This window comes from Paludibacterium flexuosum (assembly GCF_037076605.1).
Taxonomy (GTDB): domain Bacteria; phylum Pseudomonadota; class Gammaproteobacteria; order Burkholderiales; family Chromobacteriaceae; genus Paludibacterium.
Window position 1 is genome coordinate 243,322 of the sequence record NZ_AP029060.1, and the last position, 18,353, is coordinate 261,674.

17 protein-coding genes are annotated in these 18,353 nt (G+C 60.1%); 10 read left to right on the forward strand and 7 right to left on the reverse strand.

What is annotated here, in order from left to right; genetic code table 11:
- Positions 1-21: 21 nt before the first annotated feature.
- From dxs to AACH39_RS01105, 5 genes are all read right to left on the reverse strand, one after another.
- Positions 22-1,875: a 1-deoxy-D-xylulose-5-phosphate synthase gene (dxs, locus tag AACH39_RS01085; protein WP_338620711.1), complete on the reverse strand. Its 1,854-nt coding sequence runs from the start codon at positions 1,873-1,875 to the stop codon at positions 22-24.
- 20 nt (positions 1,876-1,895) lie between these two features.
- Complete coding sequence (locus tag AACH39_RS01090) at positions 1,896-2,765, reverse strand: farnesyl diphosphate synthase (RefSeq protein ID WP_252346237.1); 870 nt, start codon at positions 2,763-2,765, stop codon at positions 1,896-1,898.
- 16 nt (positions 2,766-2,781) lie between these two features.
- Entirely contained in the window at positions 2,782-3,015 is a 234-nt protein-coding gene (locus AACH39_RS01095; protein ID WP_215776628.1) for an exodeoxyribonuclease VII small subunit, read from the reverse strand.
- A gap of 116 nt (positions 3,016-3,131) precedes the next feature.
- The gene (locus AACH39_RS01100) at positions 3,132-4,076 is read right to left on the reverse strand and encodes a bile acid:sodium symporter family protein (protein WP_338620712.1); all 945 of its coding nucleotides are present in this window, start codon (positions 4,074-4,076) and stop codon (positions 3,132-3,134) included.
- A gap of 103 nt (positions 4,077-4,179) precedes the next feature.
- A complete protein-coding gene (locus tag AACH39_RS01105) occupies positions 4,180-5,148 on the reverse strand; it encodes a TerC family protein (RefSeq protein WP_215776623.1) in 969 nt (322 codons plus the stop codon).
- Between the two features lie 83 nt (positions 5,149-5,231).
- Here AACH39_RS01105 and AACH39_RS01110 point away from each other — a divergent pair, with 83 nt between their 5' ends.
- Both AACH39_RS01110 and AACH39_RS01115 read left to right on the forward strand, forming a co-directional pair.
- Positions 5,232-6,059: an SDR family NAD(P)-dependent oxidoreductase gene (locus AACH39_RS01110; protein WP_215776621.1), complete on the forward strand. Its 828-nt coding sequence runs from the start codon at positions 5,232-5,234 to the stop codon at positions 6,057-6,059.
- A 172-nt stretch (positions 6,060-6,231) separates the two neighbouring features.
- Positions 6,232-9,045 (forward strand): valine--tRNA ligase, encoded by a 2,814-nt coding sequence (locus AACH39_RS01115; RefSeq protein WP_338620713.1) that lies wholly within the window; start codon positions 6,232-6,234, stop codon positions 9,043-9,045.
- A gap of 63 nt (positions 9,046-9,108) precedes the next feature.
- Here AACH39_RS01115 and AACH39_RS01120 read toward each other — a convergent pair whose 3' ends face one another.
- Both AACH39_RS01120 and AACH39_RS01125 read right to left on the reverse strand, forming a co-directional pair.
- A complete protein-coding gene (locus tag AACH39_RS01120) occupies positions 9,109-9,618 on the reverse strand; it encodes a hypothetical protein (protein ID WP_215776616.1) in 510 nt (169 codons plus the stop codon).
- Positions 9,543-10,268, reverse strand: coding sequence for a hypothetical protein (locus AACH39_RS01125; RefSeq protein ID WP_215776612.1), 726 nt, complete (start codon positions 10,266-10,268; stop codon positions 9,543-9,545). The genes AACH39_RS01120 and AACH39_RS01125 overlap by 76 nt, the downstream gene beginning before the upstream one ends.
- A 386-nt stretch (positions 10,269-10,654) precedes the next feature.
- Here AACH39_RS01125 and AACH39_RS01130 point away from each other — a divergent pair, with 386 nt between their 5' ends.
- The 8 genes from AACH39_RS01130 (at position 10,655) to AACH39_RS01165 (ending at position 18,339) form a co-directional block, all read left to right on the forward strand.
- A complete protein-coding gene (locus AACH39_RS01130; RefSeq protein WP_215776610.1) occupies positions 10,655-11,167 on the forward strand; it encodes a CS1 type fimbrial major subunit in 513 nt (170 codons plus the stop codon).
- Between the two features lie 37 nt (positions 11,168-11,204).
- Positions 11,205-11,714 carry a CS1 type fimbrial major subunit gene (locus AACH39_RS01135; protein ID WP_215776608.1) on the forward strand — a complete coding sequence of 170 codons (510 nt, stop codon included), beginning with the start codon at positions 11,205-11,207 and terminating at the stop codon, positions 11,712-11,714.
- Positions 11,715-11,783: 69 nt separating this feature from the next.
- Positions 11,784-14,528, forward strand: a complete 2,745-nt coding sequence (locus AACH39_RS01140) for a TcfC E-set like domain-containing protein (protein ID WP_215776605.1) — start codon at positions 11,784-11,786, stop codon at positions 14,526-14,528.
- A 37-nt stretch (positions 14,529-14,565) separates the two neighbouring features.
- The gene (locus tag AACH39_RS01145; protein ID WP_215776603.1) at positions 14,566-15,354 is read left to right on the forward strand and encodes a hypothetical protein; all 789 of its coding nucleotides are present in this window, start codon (positions 14,566-14,568) and stop codon (positions 15,352-15,354) included.
- A 13-nt stretch (positions 15,355-15,367) separates the two neighbouring features.
- Entirely contained in the window at positions 15,368-16,606 is a 1,239-nt protein-coding gene (locus AACH39_RS01150) for a CfaE/CblD family pilus tip adhesin (RefSeq protein WP_215776601.1), read from the forward strand.
- Between the two features lie 38 nt (positions 16,607-16,644).
- Complete coding sequence (locus AACH39_RS01155) at positions 16,645-17,160, forward strand: hypothetical protein (RefSeq protein ID WP_215776598.1); 516 nt, start codon at positions 16,645-16,647, stop codon at positions 17,158-17,160.
- A gap of 118 nt (positions 17,161-17,278) precedes the next feature.
- Positions 17,279-17,704 carry a hypothetical protein gene (locus tag AACH39_RS01160; protein ID WP_215776596.1) on the forward strand — a complete coding sequence of 142 codons (426 nt, stop codon included), beginning with the start codon at positions 17,279-17,281 and terminating at the stop codon, positions 17,702-17,704.
- A 26-nt stretch (positions 17,705-17,730) separates the two neighbouring features.
- Complete coding sequence (locus AACH39_RS01165) at positions 17,731-18,339, forward strand: CfaE/CblD family pilus tip adhesin (RefSeq protein ID WP_338620714.1); 609 nt, start codon at positions 17,731-17,733, stop codon at positions 18,337-18,339.
- Positions 18,340-18,353: the final 14 nt, after the last annotated feature.

Here is an 18,353-nt window from a genome sequence, read left to right on the forward strand (position 1 = left end):
ATGCGCCGGCTTTGGTTTGCATCAAAGTGTCTCCAGCCTGAGCCGGATGGCGGCGCCGATGCCATTGGCGTCGAGGCCGCAGCCGGCCAGCAGCAGGCCGGGGTCGCCATGCTCGATATAGTCGTCCGGCAAACCCAGTTGCAAGACCGGGGTCTGCAGGCCGAGCGCCTCCATCACTTCGACGCAGGCAGAGCCGGCGCCGCCCATGATGGCGTTTTCTTCCACCGTGACGATCAGTGCATGGCGGGCGGCCAGTTCGGCGATCAGCTCGCGGTCAATCGGCTTGACGAAGCGCATGTCGGCCACGGTGGCATCCAGCGCTTCGGCGGCAGCCAGGGCCGGGGTGACCATGCTGCCGAAGGCCAGGATGGCGACCTTGCCCTGACCCTGGCGGCGTACGATGCCGCGCCCGAGCGGCAGAGCCTGCATGACCGTCTCGATGGGACGGCCCGGGCCGGTGCCGCGCGGGTAACGTACCGCGGTCGGGCTATCCAGCATGAAGGCGGTATACAGCATCTGGCGGCATTCGTTTTCGTCCGAAGGCGTCATGACCGTCATGTTCGGGATGCAGCGCAGGAAGGAGATATCGAAGGATCCGGCATGGGTCGGTCCGTCGGCGCCCACCAGTCCGGCGCGATCGATGGCAAAGACCACCGGCAGGTTCTGCAGCGCCACGTCGTGAATCAACTGGTCGTAGGCGCGTTGCAGGAAGGTCGAATAGATGGCCACCACCGGCTTGATGCCGTCACAGGCCAGGCCGGCCGCAAAGGTGACCGCATGTTGCTCGGCAATGCCGACATCAAAGTAGCGCTCAGGGTATTCGCGGGCAAAGCGCACCAGGCCGGAGCCCTCGCGCATGGCCGGGGTAATGCCGACCAGCCGCTTGTCGAGTGCCGCCATATCGCACAGCCAGTCACCAAAGATCTGGGTGTAGGCCGGCTTGCCATCCTTCTTGCCGCCGGCGAGGCCGTTGGCCGGATCAAAGCGGGTGACGCCGTGATAGGCCACCGGGTCATTTTCCGCCAGCTTGTAGCCCTGCCCCTTCTTGGTGACGATGTGCAGGAACTGCGGACCCTTGAGGTTTTTGATATTGCTCAGCATGTCGACCAGGGCATTCAGGTCGTGGCCGTCGATCGGGCCGAGGTAGTTGAAACCGAACTCCTCGAACAGCGTGCCCGGCGTGAACATGCCCTTGACGTGCTCTTCCACCTTGCTGGCGATTTCCTTCATCGGCGGCACCATGCCGAGCACCTTGCTCGAACCGCTGCGCATGGCCGAGTAGAAGCGACCGGACAGCAGACGCGAGAAGTAGTGGTTGAGCGCGCCGACGTTGGGCGAAATCGACATGTCGTTGTCGTTGAGCACCACCAGCAGATCGACATCCATGTCGCCGGCATTGTTGAGCGCCTCGAAGGCCATGCCTGCGGTCATGGCGCCATCGCCGATCACGGCGATGCTCTTGCGCTCGATGCCTTGTTGGCGTGCCGCGACCGCCATGCCCAGCGCCGCACCGATCGAAGTCGAGGAGTGGCCGACACCGAAAGTGTCGTACTCGGATTCTTCACGCTTGGGGAAACCGGCCAGGCCGCCTTGTTGACGCATGGTGTGCATGCGCGCCTTGCGGTTGGTCAGGATCTTGTGTGGGTAGGTCTGATGCCCCACATCCCACACCAGTCGGTCATGCGGCGTGTCAAAGACGTAGTGCAGGGCAATGGTCAGCTCGATGCTGCCCAGATTGGAAGCCAGATGGCCGCCGGTCTTGCTGACCGATTCCAGCAGGAAAGCGCGCAACTCGCTGGCCAGCTGCGGCAACTGCTGGCGGGTCAGCCGCTTGAGGTCGGCGGGGGTGTCAATGGTGTCTAGCAACGGGTACATGGTCGTTCTGTTCGTGTGCGTTAGAACGAGCGGGCGACGATATAATCGGCCAGCTCTTTCAGGCGTTGGGCATCGGGGCCGAAGTCCGCCAGGGCGGCAAAGGCATCGTCACGCAGCTCGCGTGCAAAGCGTTTGGCTTCGGAGAAGCCCATCAGACTGACATAGGTGGGTTTGTCATTGGCGGCGTCCTTGCCGGCGGTCTTGCCCAGAGTCTGGGTGTCGGCCTCGCAGTCAAGGACATCGTCGACCACCTGAAAGGCCAGACCGATGCATTTGGCGAAGTGGTCCAGCTTGTGTTGCTGTTCATTGCTCAGCGCACGGCCGGCACGGGCGCCCAGCAGTACCGAGGCTCGGATCAGGGCGCCGGTTTTCAGCATGTGCATGTATTCCAGCTCCGGCAGCGACAGTTGCTGCCCGACACTGGCCAGATCGATGGCCTGACCACCGGCCATGCCGGCCTGACCGGAGGCCTGCGCCAGCGTGGCGACCATCGACAGCTGGGTGGCGGCCTCGACGCCCGGCAACGGCGTGGCCAGCAGCTCGAAGGCCAGCGTCTGCAGGGCATCGCCCACCAGCAGGGCATTGGCTTCACCATAGGCCACGTGACAGGTTGGCTTGCCTCGGCGCAGCACGTCGTTGTCCATGCAGGGCATGTCGTCATGCACCAGCGAATAGGCGTGGATCATCTCGATGGCGGCGCCGATGCGCAGCAGGTTGTCCTGCCCGGCGCCAGTCAGTGCGCCGGCGGCGCAGACCAGCAGCGGCCGCACGCGCTTGCCGCCTTCCAGCGTGGCGTAGCGCATGGCCTGGTGCAGTTCGACCGGTGCACAGTTTTCGGATGGCAGCGTGTGCGCCAGCGTGCGCTCGATTTGCTGCTGAATGTCGGTCATCCAGCCGAGAAATGGCTCAGGCACCATTTTTCAGCTCCAGCGGCTTAAGTTGACCTTCTTCCAGCACTTTCAGCTGGCCTTCGGCATCGGACAGCTTGCCCTGGCAGAACTTGAGCAGTTCGATACCGTCCTTGTAAGCCGTCAGCGCCGCATCCAGCGGCATTTCGCCGCCTTCCATGGCCTGAATGATGCTTTCCAGCTCGGCCAATGCAGATTCGAAGCTCTCCGGCGTCTTGGCGGATTTGGCCATCAGAAGTCCCTTGCGCGATGTGGTTGGCTCGCGCGCGTAGCGCGAACGGAAACGGCATATTTTATGCCCATCTACTGAGCTGTGCCAGATAACAATGATTTTTGTTGGGGTGGCGGTCAGCGCCCGGTGTCGGGGCGTACCGAGTTCGCTTGTCCACAGGGCCGGCTGCGCCAGTAACCCGCCAGCAGCGAGCCCGACAGATTGTGCCAGACCGAGAACAACGCCCCCGGCAGAGCGGCCAGTACCGAGAAATAAGTCTTGCCCAACTGGGCGGCCAGACCGGAATTCTGCATGCCGACCTCGATGGCCAGCGTGCGGCATACCGATTCGCTGAAGCCCAGCAGGCGCGCCCCCCAGTAGCCACAGAACAGTCCGGTCAGGTTGTGCAGCATCACGGCCAGGATCAGCACAGGTCCGACACTGGCGATGTTTTTCTGGCTGCCGGCGACAATGGCGGCGATCAGCAGCACGATGGCCGCCATGGAGACCAGCGGCAGCGCCGGCTCGATGCGTCGTACCAGCGGGGCGGCAAAGCGGTGGGCCAGCACGCCGAGGCCAATGGGCAGGATCACGACTTGCAGGATGCCCAGCAGCATGCCGAGGATGTCGACGCTGATCGAGGCATCAATGTAGAGCCGAGCCAGCAGCGGGGTGGCAAAGACGCCGACCAGGGTGGAGAGCGCCGAGACAGTGACCGAGAGGGCCACGTCACCACCGGCCAGATAGATGATGACATTGGAGGCTGTACCGCTGGCCACGCTGCCGACCAGCACCATGCCGGCGGTCAGCTCCGGGGACAGGTGAAAGGCACGTGCCAGCAGCCAGGCGGCCAGCGGCATGATCAGATAATGCAGACCAATGCCTGCCAGCACCGGTGCCGGACGCTGCAGGACACGTCGGAAATCTGCTGCCGTCAGGGTCAGGCCCATGCCGAACATGATCAGGCCGAGCATCAGCCCGGTATGCGGCAACAGGGGGGTGAAGCGGGCGGGCAGCATGAATGCCACCAGCGAAAGCAGGATGGCCCAGAGCGGAAACAGTCGGGTCAGGGTACGGGTCATGAGACAGTCCGGATGAAATCGGGTCGGACATGATGCCACGAATCCCGGGGCGGGACACGCGGCACCCTACGTCGGCGATCTGTGAAGCTAGTGAGACAATGATTTATTGGGCGGGTTGCGGTCTCAGCAGCGACAGTACCACCGAGCCGCCCAGCAGCAGGAAGACCACCAGCAGCGACCAGCCGGCGGCGATGTGCAGCCAGTTGACCAGCAGCATCTTCAGGCCGATGAAGCACAGAACCAGTGCCAGACCGATCTGCAGCAGATGAAAGCGGTCGAGCATGCCGGTCAGCAGGAAGAACAGCGCGCGCAGACCGAGAATCGCCAGGATGTTGGAGGTCAGTACGATGAACGGATCGAGTGTCACGGCAAAGATGGCCGGAATGCTGTCGACGGCAAACACCACGTCCGACAGCTCGATCATCACCAGGCACAGCAGCAGCGGGGTGGCGTACAGCATGCCGTTGCGCCGGGTAAAGAAGGCCTCGCCCTCCAGCCGGTCGCTCAGGCGCATGTGGCGCCGCAACCAGGCCAGCAACCGGCTCTGGCTCAGGTCCGGGTCGCTGTCATTGCCCTTGAGCATCTTGATCCCGGTCAGCAGCAAAAAGGCCCCGAACAGGTACAGCACCCAGGAGAACTCCGCCACCAGTGCGGCGCCCAGGCCAACCATCAGTGCGCGCAGCACCAGAGCCCCCAGGACACCGTACAACAGCACCTTGCGCTGGTGTTCGGCCGGGACGCCGAAAAAGCCGAAAATCACCAGGAAAACAAAGATGTTGTCCACGGCCAGTGCTTTTTCGATGACGTAGCCGGTAAAGAACTCCAGCGCCTTTTGCCGGGCAATCACCGGCCCGACCGCCGGGTCATGTGCCAGCCAGGCCCACAGGCCGAATCCGAAGGCCAGTGCCACGCTGAACCAGACCAGACTCCATCCCAGCGCCTCCCTGGTGGTCACCCGGTGAGGGCCCTTTTGCTTCAGCGCCAGCATGTCGAGGGCGATCATGCCAAGGACCATCACAAAAAACAGCAAATAGAACAACGGGGATCCGACCGAAGGAACGGAACTGGTCATGAACAAGACTCTCCAGAGATAATCAGGCAACATTCTGCAAACGCAGTCAGACTTTACCATTGAACAAAGGTTCTTTCTTCATCATGAATAAAACCATTCTCATCACCGGCTGCTCCAGCGGTATTGGTTATCACTGCGCCAAAGCCTTGCAGGCCAGGGGTTGGCGGGTGCTGGCGACTTGTCGCCGGGCCGAGGATGTGGCGCGGTTGCAGGGGGAGGGGCTGGAGGCGCTGCAGATGGATGTTGATGATTCGGACTCACTGCGTGCCGGCGTGGAAAAAACCCTGTCGCTGACTGGCGGCAGGCTCGATGCCCTGTTCAATAATGCAGGCTTCGGTCAGCCGGGGGCGGTGGAGGACATCGGTCGCCAGGCCATGCGAGCCCAGTTTGAAACCAATGTGTTCGGCGCCTGGGAACTGACCAATCTGCTGCTGCCGGTCATGCGCCGGCAGGGACATGGCCGCATTCTGTTCACCAGTTCCATTCTCGGTTTTGCCGCCATGCGCTATCGAGGCGCCTACAATGCCAGCAAATTTGCGCTGGAAGGGCTGTGTGACACCATGCGGCTGGAGCTTGCCGGTTCCGGGGTGGCGGTGGTGCTGATTGAACCGGGGCCGATTGCCACTCCGTTTCGCGACAATGCACTGGGGCACTTTCTGCAGCAGGTCGATCCGACGCGCGGGGTGCATGCCGACTCGTATCGCAGTCAGCTCGATCGCCTGCAGCGCGTCAGCAAGCCGACCCCCTTCACCGAAGGCCCCGAGGCGGTGTTTGCTGCCGTCTGGCGCGCGCTCAACGCCCGTCATCCGGCAGCGCGCTACCGTGTGACCCTGCCCACCAAGGTTTTCTGGTACCTGAAGCGGCTGCTGCCAACCCGCTGGCTGGATCGTCTGGCCGCCCTGGCAACGTAAAAAAACAACCACGGGGTCAGGTCTTGTATTTTGCATCGAGACGCAAAATACAAGACCTGACCCCGTGGTGGCGACTGCGGCAGTCCGGGGGGGGTGAATCGGCTCACCGGATTTTGCCTGGTCAGGTTATAATCGTCCCATTTTTCCGAATTTTCCAAGCGCACAAGTAAACATGGAACTTGCCAAGAGCTTTGAACCGGGCGACATCGAGCGTCGCTGGTACCAACACTGGGAACAGGCCGGCTATTTTCAGCCGAGCATGGACCTCTCCCGTCCGTCTTTCTGCATCCAGCTGCCGCCGCCGAATGTGACCGGCACCTTGCACATGGGCCATGCCTTCAACCAGACCATCATGGATGGCCTGACGCGCTATTACCGCATGCAGGGCCACAATACGGCCTGGATTCCGGGAACCGACCACGCCGGGATTGCCACTCAGATCGTGGTGGAACGCCAATTGGGCGAGCAGGGCGTTTCGCGTCATGATCTGGGCCGCGACGCGTTCATCAGCAAGGTCTGGGACTGGAAGGGTGTGTCCGGCGGCACCATCACCTCGCAAATGCGTCGTGTCGGCTGCTCGGTCGACTGGTCGCGCGAGTATTTCACCATGGACGACACCCGTGCCGAGGTGGTGACCGAGGTGTTCGTGCGCCTGTTCGAACAGGGTCTGATCTACCGTGGCAAGCGACTGGTCAACTGGGATCCGAAGCTGGGTACCGCCGTCTCCGACCTGGAAGTGGAATCGGTCGAAGAAGACGGCCATATGTGGCATATCCGTTACCCGGTGGTGGGCAGTGACGAATCCATCGTGGTGGCCACCACCCGTCCGGAAACCATGCTCGGTGACGTGGCGGTGGCAGTGAGCCCGACGGATGAACGCTATGCACACCTGATCGGCAAGATGCTGGTGCTGCCGCTGACCGGCCGCCAGATTCCGCTGATCGCCGACGAGTATGTCGATGCGGCCTTCGGTACCGGCTGCGTCAAGATTACCCCGGCGCATGATTTCAACGACTATCAAGTCGGCAAGCGTCACAACACGCAGCTGATCAGCGTGCTCAATCTGGATGCCACGCTGCGTGCGCGTGCTGAAGTGTGGGGCTTTGAAGGCGAACAGTTCGACGCCATCGACCTGCCGGCGGCGTATGCCGGTCTGGATACCCGTGCGGCACGCAAGGCGCTGGTAGCCGATCTGGAGGCTCAGGGCTTCCTGGTCGAGGTCAAGCCGCACAAACTGATGGTGCCGCGTGGCGACCGTACCGGCTCGGTGATCGAACCGATGCTGACCGATCAGTGGTTTGTGGCCATGACCCGCGTGGGCAAGGATGATCCGACCGGCAAGTCGATTACCCAGAAAGCCATCGATGCGGTGGAAAGCGGGGAGGTCCGTTTTGTGCCGGAGCAGTGGGTCAACACCTACAACCAGTGGATGAACAACATCCAGGACTGGTGCATTTCGCGTCAGCTGTGGTGGGGACATCAGATTCCGGCCTGGTACGATGCCGACGGCAAGGTCTATGTGGCGCGCGATGAAGCTGCGGCACTCAAGCTGTCCGGCGGCAAGCCGCTGACCCGCGACGATGACGTGCTCGACACCTGGTTCTCGTCGGCGCTGGTGCCGTTCTCCACGCTGGGCTGGCCGGCCGAGACCGATGCGCTCAAGGCCTTCCTGCCGTCCAATGTACTGGTCACCGGTTACGAGATCATCTTCTTCTGGGTGGCGCGCATGATCATGATGACCACCCACTTCCTCGGCAAGGTACCGTTCCGCGACGTGTACATCCACGGTATCGTGCGCGATCACGAAGGCAAGAAGATGTCGAAGTCCGAGGGCAATGTCATTGACCCGGTGGATCTGATCGACGGTATCGATCTCGAGCGTCTGGTGGAGAAGCGCACCACCGGTCTGCGTCGTCCGGAGAAGGCACCGCAGATTGCCACGGCGACCAAGAAGCTGTTCCCGGAAGGTATTCCGGCCTACGGGACCGACGCCCTGCGCTTCACCATGGCCAGCTATGCCTCGCTGGGGCGTTCGGTCAACTTCGACTTCAAGCGCTGTGAAGGCTATCGCAACTTCTGCAATAAGCTGTGGAATGCGACCCGCTTCGCCATGATGAATCTGGAAGGCAAGGACTGCGGCCAGGACGAGTCGCTGCCGCTTGAGTTCAGCTTTGTCGACCAGTGGATCATCGGCCGTCTGCAACAGGCGGAAATCGATGTGACCGAAGCCCTCAATACCTATCGCTTCGACCTGGCCGCCCAGGCGATTTACGAGTTCATCTGGAACGAGTATTGCGACTGGTATCTGGAGCTGGCCAAGGTTCAGCTGCAGCAGGGCAATGAGGCGCAGCAGCGCGCCACACGCCGCACGCTGGTGCGGGTGCTGGAAGTGGCCCTGCGCCTGACGCATCCGATCATGCCCTTCATCACCGAAGAGCTGTGGCAGACCGTGGCCCCGCTGGCCAATGCCAAGAAGACCGAGTCGATCATGCTGGCCGGCTGGCCGATCGCTCAGCCGGAGAAGATTGATGCTGCGGCCAGCGCGCGCATGGCTGAGTTCAAGGACCTGGTCAATGCGGTGCGCAATCTGCGTGGCGAGATGGGTCTGTCCCCGGCACAGAAGGCACCGTTGTTTGTGGAGGGCGACGCAGCCCTCAATGACTTCCTGCCGTATCTGAAGCCGCTGGCCAAACTGTCCGATGCCGCGGTCGTGGCGCAATTGCCGCAGGACGATGCCCCGGTGGCCATCAGCAACGGTGCCCGCATGATGCTGAAGGTGGAGATCGACCGCGAGGCTGAAGCGGCCCGTCTCAACAAGGATCTGACCAAGACCGAGGCGGAGTACGCCAAGCTGATGGCCAAGCTGGAAAAGCCGGGTTATGTCGATCGTGCGCCGGCGCATCTGGTTGAACGTGACCGTGCGCAGCAGGCCGAGCTGGAAGCCCGTCTGACCAAGGTGCGCGAGCAGCTGGCCAAGCTTGGCTGATCACGCCCCCCCGAAATGGTTCCCTGTCGCCCCGGTGATTCATCACCGGGGCTTTTTGTTGTTTCAGGCATTGCCCTCATGGCACATGAACGTCATCTGTGAGCCGATATAAACCAGATAACTGTTGGTGCCGAGCGGTTCAAAGGTCAGGTTCAGGGCACTGCCCGGGCTGGGCAGCGGTGCCAGCCAGACCGGTAAAGGCTGGTCGGTCTCCTGTTTGCTCTGATTGGCCCTGACGCGCAGGCGCAGGTCATGTCCTTCCTGAAATTCCTTGTCGAACTGGATTTCCCGCCATCGGTGTTCAACCTTGTCGTCGATGGCGACCCGCGAGTCGATCAGGATGCTGCCGGCGTCAATCCAGAACACCACGCTGCCACTGGTTTGTTGTCCACCAGGGGCATCACTGCGAAACAGCTGGTTGTTGTCGGCAAAGCAGCGCCCGCGCGGGTAGGGCGGATTGAGATGCTGTTTGTGCCAGGCTGCGATCAGTGCAGGGATCAGGGCCAGTAATACAAGTGTGAAGTACAGGATTCGGTATCCAGGGCGATCTGGGTTGGGCAGGCGGCAATCCATTCGGCATTTCCTCTTTTGATGTAGTAAATGAAAGGCTGTGACGGCGCCACGGATCGGACCAGTTGCGTGAGGTGGGTTCGATCTACCGTTGTCGTGCTGACATGCACGTAGACGGTGCGGCTCCCCACTTGCATCAGTGGACGGAAAACTGGCGGTTGCAGCGGTTGGTAGCGCCAGGCCACCAGATAAGCGCAGCCGATGAGCAGTAGACAAAGCATCCTCAGCTGAAAGCGACGTTGCGATTTGGGCGCCATGGGCTCAAGTGCCAGCGCCTCTCCCTGGAAAAGAACCCCATGCCTTGGAATCGTTTTGATCTGGGCAGGGTCCAGCCCAATCTCGCTGAAGCGGTCGCGCAGCAGTTTGACCAGCTGGTGGTAGCTGTTTTCAGCCACGATCATGCCGCGCTGATGCCATACGGTTTCAATCAGTTGTTCCTTGCGTGAAACACCATTTAATAATGCCTGCAATAAAATATTGCAGTTGGCATTCAGCTCGTACATTTTCTTTTCACGCCTGGCATATATTTTTCCGCATGACGGCCAGTATTCAAAATGACCATTCAGTAAATATCCAGGTTTGTTTGGCTTTTGTGTCTCCTTTTTCATGAATTTTGTTTTCAGCTCATGAATGAAATGAGTGATATTGGCCATTTTAATTTTCTCTGCTTGGTGTTATTCCCGCCTTCTCCGAATGTTTGACGTTGGTCATTTCAGGGTTTTACTCCGGTTTCTGACCTGGTCCTGGCGTCCGTATGCCTAGATCACGGAGGATTCTGACCTCTGCCTTGCGGGATCTCAGCTGATCATGAGAAAGGATGTGCATTGTTTGAATCAGAATTTTCTTGCCTTTTGGCCTGGTGAATTAAATATCAGCCATATTGATTTTTGCTGACGGAAAAATCATTATTTTAAATAGGATTTAATTTCGATTTCTGAGTGGGGTGTCGTACATTTTTCCAGGCCAACAGGCTGTTATCTCAACGGGCCTGACTATTGCCCGTATAGGGTGATGCAGGCCACTTTGATCAGGAAAATTTATGACTAACCGTAAACTCTCATCTCTGCTGGCGACGCTTATGTTGTCTGCCTTCGCGCTTCAGGCTCAGGCACAGGAAGCGACATTCAATATCGAGTCAGACGTGGACAGCCAGATGATGGCGTATACCCATAACAGCACCACGCTGGATACCCATATGCCAGACATGGGTTATTCGCCAGTGAGCAAGACCTTTTCTCCCTCCACCATGCGGCTCGACTTCCAGACCACGGATCCCACCAAGGGTCTGGCCGTCACGTTGATCAATAACACCGGTCTGGTTGGTCGTTTCGATCCAGCCAACACCGCGGCGACCACCATCAGCTTCAATGGTGTCGCCATGACGACGGGCACGGCGATCACGCTGACCAAGGACCAGATGGCCTGGACGGTTCATGGCGCCGGTGGCGAAAGCAAGGCGGGCTTTCCGCTGACGGTGGCCGCCAATGGGCCGGTCACGGTCTCGGACGAGTATCACGGCAACTTCACCGTTCAGTTTGCAGTGGACCTGTAATTCCACGCTCCGACTTCATTCAAAGAAAGAAACCATCATGCGTTACATGAAAATCTCGGCCGTGCTTGGCTTGTTGCTGGCGGGTGCGTTTGCTGCTTCTGCCCAGGCGCAGGAAGCCACCTTTGATGTCATGGCTCAGTCCGATATCTCGGTCTATGCCTACACCCACGGCACCAGCACGCTCAACACCCAGATGCCACCGCTGACCTACACCCTTGCGACTAACAAGTTCGGTATTTCCAGCCAATTGCTGGATGTCTGGACCTCGGACAAATCCAAGGGCATCAAGGTTGAACTGGGTGCCCAGCCGGTGCTCACTGGCCAGAATCACGGTGGAGCGATCCCGCTGCAAATCAAGTTTGGTGGTCAGCCGTTGACGGTTGGCAATGACGTTTCATTCGATGCCACCACCATGGACTGGGTGGCCAATGGGACGCAAGGCACGACCAAGGTGCCGTTGTCACTGGATGTGACTTCTAGTGCCACCAGCCCGGCGGCGGATCACTACGTTGGCAGCTTCATCGTCAACTTCAAGATGGGTGCCTGAGTGCCCTGATGTGGCCCGGCCGGTTGCCCGGCCGGGATCCGTTGCTGTTGGTATGGAGTCATCCGTGCAATGAATACCTGTTTTCCACGCATGCTGAACGCCAGGACGGGTTGGCGTCCGACACGCCTGACGCTGGCCTTGTTGCTGGCCTATTCGGTCGGCGTCCGTGCGGCACCACCCGGTTTTGAGGCGCTGGAAAAGCCCCATGAAGAGATTCTGGACGTCATGTTGTTCGGTCGCTCACTGGGGCAGGAGCCCGTGCATTTATCAGCGGACAGCGTGCAGTTTGATCATCCACAAGCACTGCTGAGCAAAATCAAGCTGCGGCCCGAGTCGCGTGGCCTGGTGCTGCAATGGTTGTCGGTGGCGTTGCCGCGTCATGATGAGCTGACCTGCGCGGCACAGTATCAGGCTGCGGGTTGTGGCACGATTTCCGCACCCCGACAGGCCGAGGTGATCTACGACGATGCCGAGAGCCGCTTGTCGCTGTTCCTGCCCGGAGATGTCTTGGCAGTGGATGGTAATGAAAACCCGCACGGTGCCCGACTGTATCAGCCTGATCCGGACGCTTCAGTCGGCCTGGTGCACGAGCAGCGCTTTCAGGCGGTACAAAGCCAGACCGGCAGCAGCCGCAACCAGGTGATGTCTGCCTTTGGTAACGGTGCACTGGGCCTGGGGGACCGGGGTTTTGCGGGTTTGCGCTGGCAAGGAAGCCATGATCAGAGTGGCGGCAGCACCGACAATGATTTTGATGTCACCGACCTGTATCTGCGCGGTGATCTGAATGAACGTATGTATCTGCAGGCCGGACGCATGGGGGCGCAGGATCTGTATGGCCCTCTCGGCGGATCGCAGTCATTTTCCTTCCTGCCGATTCCGGTCATCAGCGGGGTGCGGATCGGCTCCTCGCGCAGTTATATCAATGCGAGTAATGACTTTACCGCCAGCAGCCTGCCGGTGGTGCTGCAGAATAATTCTCGTGTCGATCTGTATCGCGGCAAGCAGCTGCTGCAATCTTACGTTCTTGCTCCTGGCGCACATTTACTGGACGCCTCGCGGCTGCCGGATGGCAGTTATCCCGTCACCATTCGCGTCTTCGAGGGAGATCGGCTGGTGAATGAGCAAACCCTGCCATTTACTCGTCGCAGCGGCTTACAAGCGCCGGGCCTGGATGGCTTTGATGGTTTTCTCCAGGCGGGCGAACTGCGTACTCAGGATAGCGTGGCCGATGCCAATGGCCGACAACGCGATGATGAGGTGTTTCAGGCCGGGGCGCGTATTCCGCTGGGGCGCTGGCCGGCCAGCCTGACGCTCGGATTTTCGTCTGACATGATCGCGCGTTATGGTGAGGCCGGGCTCAGTTGGTCGAACAGCACCGATTGGGGCACGTTCAATGGCCAGTTGTCTGCCTTTGCCGGCAACAACGGTGTTCGTGGTGTGGCGCAAAATTTCAGCTGGTCGATGCCGGATGGCGGGATGGGGGCCTCGCTGTATCAGACCCGCTCCTGGGCACCGGCCTGTGGTGCCGAATACTCTCCGTTGCTGGGAGTCAAGGGCTGCAATCAGTCACTGACAGCATCCCTGTCGTTCAATACCGGCAAATGGGCCTGGGCTGCGCTCTACACCCACAGCGACTATGACGGTGTCGATGTCGAGCAACAGCCGGATGACCCTTATACCTGGCCGCCCGGTCCGATTGTCCGCGGGATCAACGATGTCAGCCGAAGTTATCAATTGACTGCAACCCGCAGCTTTAACTTTGGGCGGCTGGTGGTGAATACCAGTCTGGGGCTGACGCAGAACAGCTATAACGATGGTCGCAGCCGCCATGGCGCCTTCCTGAGTTTCAATGCCAATCTGATGCCGGATGCCACCCTGAGCAGTGCCGGCCATGCCAGCAATACCGCGCTGGATTATCGCTATCAGGGTGGCAGCGATCGTGCGAGCCATACGCTGGGCGTCACACACAGCGAGAGCTGGTTGAACGGCAGTTACCGTGCCTGGAGCGTCAGCGGCGATGCAGGCAGCGATGGCTCGACAGACGCGACGCTCAGTGGCGATTACAACGGTCAATACGGCCATGGCGCGGCGACCCTGCTGGGCAATAGTGGCGGCGGCAACGATTCGTCCTCTCTCAGTCTGAGTTATGACTCCTCTTTCAGTGTCAGTCACAAGGGCCTGGCCTTCGGTGCGGCACCCAGCAGCGCCGGACAGCCTCCTGCCGCGGTGGTGATCGATCTGCCGCCGATCGGTAACGAATCCATGTTGTTGTTGCAAACCAGTAACGGAAACTATGACGCATCTGTTGGCCATGCTATCAGCGTGCCGGTCGACGGCTATTCGGTGGCCTCCGTGAACGTCAGTGAGGCGAATGAAAACACCGTGGGCAATCTGTCGCTCGGAGCGGGACGCAACTATTCAGGCTTCCTGCTGCCAGGCCATGTCTACGATGAAACCCTGCAAGGCCATGCCAGCTACACCTATATCGGCCGTCTGCTGCGTGATGGCAAACCGTTTGCCGGTGCCTTGCTGTTGGGGAGCAGTAGCTCGGTCAGCTCGGAAGTCGGTGGTTTTTCTCTGTTGATGGATCGGCGTGATGCCGGACTGGTGTATGCCTGGGCCGAAGCCGGTGGTCTGTATCAGTGCAAGGTCGTGCAACACCGGGACCGAGCTGACGTGGTCTTCGTTGGCAGTCTGGCCTGTGAGCCGGTGGATGTGGCGACCGCGCCGGCCGAGGTGGCTGCCCGGATACAGGCATGGCAGCAGACAGCCGAGTCGCCGCCTTCTGATTTGCCGGCCAGTCCGGCGTCCTGATGTCTTCCCTACATTTCATGCTGTTCAAGGAGCAATCATGCATTGCAAGTCTGTAGTTTTACGCGCCAGCCTGCTGGCACTGGCGCTGTCCCCTGCCGTGAGGGCCGGGCAGATTTCCCTCTACCCGATGGAGGTCAAGGCGACGGCCGGCACGGCGCACCTGCCGACGCTGACGGTGATCAACTCACCCGACAGTAAAACCTATGTCTCGACCAGAGTGACCGAGATTCTGAAACCCAATACGCCGCAGGAAAAGGAAGTCGAGCTGTCCGGGCTGGATGACAAGGATCTGATTGCCTCGCCATCCAAATTTGTGCTGGCCCCCGGTGCCAACAAAAAGGTTCGGCTGGTGTTCATGGATACCGTCGAAAAAGAGCGCGATTTCCGGGTCTATACCACCCCGGTGACTGACAGCAAGCAACTGGCCGATCTGGCCGGCGCGCTGGAGGGGACTGCTTCTGCCGCCAGGGGCGAGAGCAAGGCCATCAAGACCGAGGTGTCGGTAGCGATTGCCTGGGGGGCGCTGATCCGTCTGCTGCCGGCTGAGCCAAAGATCGCCTGGAGTGCCAGTGTGCATGACGGCAAGTTCTATCTGAAAAATACCGGCAATGTCCGCTTTCATGTGAAGAACGTGCAGCACTGTGATGAAAAAGCCAGTTGCCCGGCCATCAGCAAAGAAGGGAAGAGCGATGAGTTCAATGTCTATCCGGACATGGAGCGGCTGATTGGCTCGGCGCGCGGGGTGGACAAGCTGACGTTTGATGTCTCGGACAATGAGGGTGGACCGGTGACGCACATTCTGGCTGCTTCGCTGTTGCCGCACTGAGACGGGGGCTGCCATGTCTGCGTTTTCTCGCGAGTCTTTCCGATTGTCTGGTCTGGGGTTGGTCTTCGGCCTGCTGTCGCTGCCTGCTTGGGCGACGACCTATAACCTCGACTTTAACTACAATGCGGATGCCCGACAGGATGCCCAGTTTGGCATCGTGGTGCTGGCCAGGGATCCGTCGACCCTGCAGGACTACAATACGCCCTGTGCACTGAACAATGTGCAAGTGACCACCAATCTGGGTGGCTCGATTGTGTTTACCTCCAACAAGTCTTCCAGCATCAAGCTGACGGTACCGATTACCGGTCAGTTTCCGGTGCGGGCTTCGACCAGTAACCTGGCGCAGGTCTCTCCCTGGATTGGGACGAGTGGCAACTATAGCGGCAACAGCAGCAAGCTCATGCCAACGTTCGGGGCGTACAGCGCCCTGTATTACGGGCCGCCAACCGATTCGGGCGGGGTCTCGTCCAATGTCTGTGCCAACAACAGTACTCAGACTTCGACGCGCAAGAATCATTACAACTCGGGTATCGGGGGCAACTGGAGTGTCAGTGATACCCCCAAGTTGGGGGTGACGCTGCGTTTGTCCACTCTGTCGGCGGCCGATCTGCAAAATGGCGGGACGACGGAATGGACCGCCAACTTTTCCCCGACAGGTCAGTATGGCCTGCAGTACTACAACGACCCTCGCGACCCGGGGTCCTATACCTCGATCAGCGGCAGCAATCTGCCGGCCAATACCTACAAGCTGACGATCAAGGTTACGGCGCCCTCGCGCATCCTGACGTCCGATCCTCCCGCCGGTGACCTGGCTTCGAGCAGCAGCGGCCTGTTCTCTGCCAGCGGGTATCTGCAGAAGATATGTCTTTATGACGGCACGGGTGATGGCTCGGCGGGTGGGGCCTTGCAAGTGCGCGTCGACAACAACATGACCAATAACAGCAGCAGCAATTTCGCCCTGGCACCCAATGGCCAGGCCGGCACACCGGCATCTCAGTTGCTGTATTTTTCCCTGACCGGTGCCAGTCCGATCAATCAGGGAGTGGTGATTAATCGTGCACAGACTTATAGCTACCGCAATTATTCGGCCTATGAAGCCACCTATGACCCATCGACCGGCGGCAATCTGACCGGTCTGCCCGCTTCGTTCAACTGTGTGCCATGGAACCTGCGCCTGAAAGCCGCACCGCAAGGCAAGGCGCCGGGCACCTATGGCGGTCAGCTGAACTTGACCCTGAGTAGTGCGCCGTAAGGTGCGTGCTGTTTTTTTACCTGAAAGGAAACATGAAGATGAAGCTTACGATGCTGGCTGCCACACCATGGTTGTTGCTCGCCGGGGTATCTGCCTGGGCCGACAATACGGCGGATATTCCCGTGACCGGTTCAGTACCGGTTTATCTGAACGTGGACTCGTCAACGCCCGGGGGGCTCAATACGCAGTTACCACTGAATTATGACCCGACCAGCAATACCTTTGATGGCTCGCGCGATCTGGTATTCAACACCACGGATACCAGCAAAGGGGTTCAGGTTCAGCTGACCAATGATGACCACATGTCCGGTGCCATCGTGGGCAACACCGCCCAGGTGCCGCTGCAGCTCACTTTGACCGCTAATGGCGTCACCTCGACGGTACTGCAAAATCGCAACGATACCACCACGATCTCCCGCGCCAACATGAACTGGAATAACACGACGCTGACCAGTCCGGATATCACCTTGCACGTGCTGGGGGTACCGACCGGCCGGATTCCGGCTGACGTGTATTCCAGTCATGTGCAATTGACCTTCTCTCTGGCGCCGTGATCAAAATGACAAGGAGAACAGCATGCGGGCGATCCGGCATTTTCTGTGTTGCGCTTCGCTGCCGTTGTGGCTGGCTTACCCGGGTTGGGCTTGGGCGACCAGCTCAGCAGACATTCCGGTGAGTGGTCGAGTGGATCCCTATGTCGTGGCCTCTGCGACCAGCGGTGCGTTGTCCGACCCGATGGTGGTGGGGTATGACCTGCTGGCGGACCGTTTTCAACCGGCCAGCATGTCGCTGCGCTTTCTGACGTCGGATGCGTCACGTGGCCTGCAGGCAACGCTGTTGCCTGGTGCGGCCATGGTTGGTGCTACCTATCACCAGTCATTCCCGCTGGAGGCGGCGCTGGGCGTGTCCGGCGCCCTGATGCGCCCTCTGCCGGCCGGTGTGCCGGTGCCCTTCAGTGTGGCCGAGGCGCAGTGGGACAGCAGTAGCGGGTTTGCCAATAGTCAGGCCTTTCTGCTGCGTGTCAATGCCAGCGGCAGCCTGCCGCAGGCAGATCATTATAGCGGGCAGGCGGTGATTGCCTTTATGCCCGGATTGTGAGGTGGCAGGTGAAAGCGGAAGACAAGATGGACCGAAGGGCGTGGGTGGGGGCACTGGCACTGCTGAGCGGGGCCGGGCTGGCAATGGCGGACAGTGCCACGATCAACCTGTCGCTTCAGGTGCCGCGCGATCCGCCGCAGATCGTGTTTGATGGCGCGACACGCGTGACCCTGCCAGTCGATGGTTCGGACGGGACGCTTGGCAGTGTCTGTCTGTTTGATGGATCCGGCGGCTCGGGCAGCAGGCCGTCCCCCAGTGGCGACATGCAGTTGAGCTTCACGGATGACAATACCAGCAGCCGCAGCAACCCCAGGTTGTTCTCGCTGGGGCTTAACGGAGCGACCGGGGCCAGCGGTAGCAGCCGGATGGACTATTTGTTGTCCGTGGAGGCGGTTGGCTGGCAGACCTGGGGGCCGATGCAGCGCGGCGTGGCCCAGTCATTCAGTAGCAGCACTTATCCAGGCAAGACGGTGAGTCATGCGGCCACGACGAGCATTCCCTATCCCTTTTATTGCTTGCCCATCACGCTGCATCTGAGCACAACAAGTGACGGCTCGACGGCAGGGGCCGCCAGTGGCGTGTCTGCCGGCAGTTATAGCGGGCAATTGACCTTGACCCTGAGTGTGCCGGTCTGAGGTAAGTATGTTTG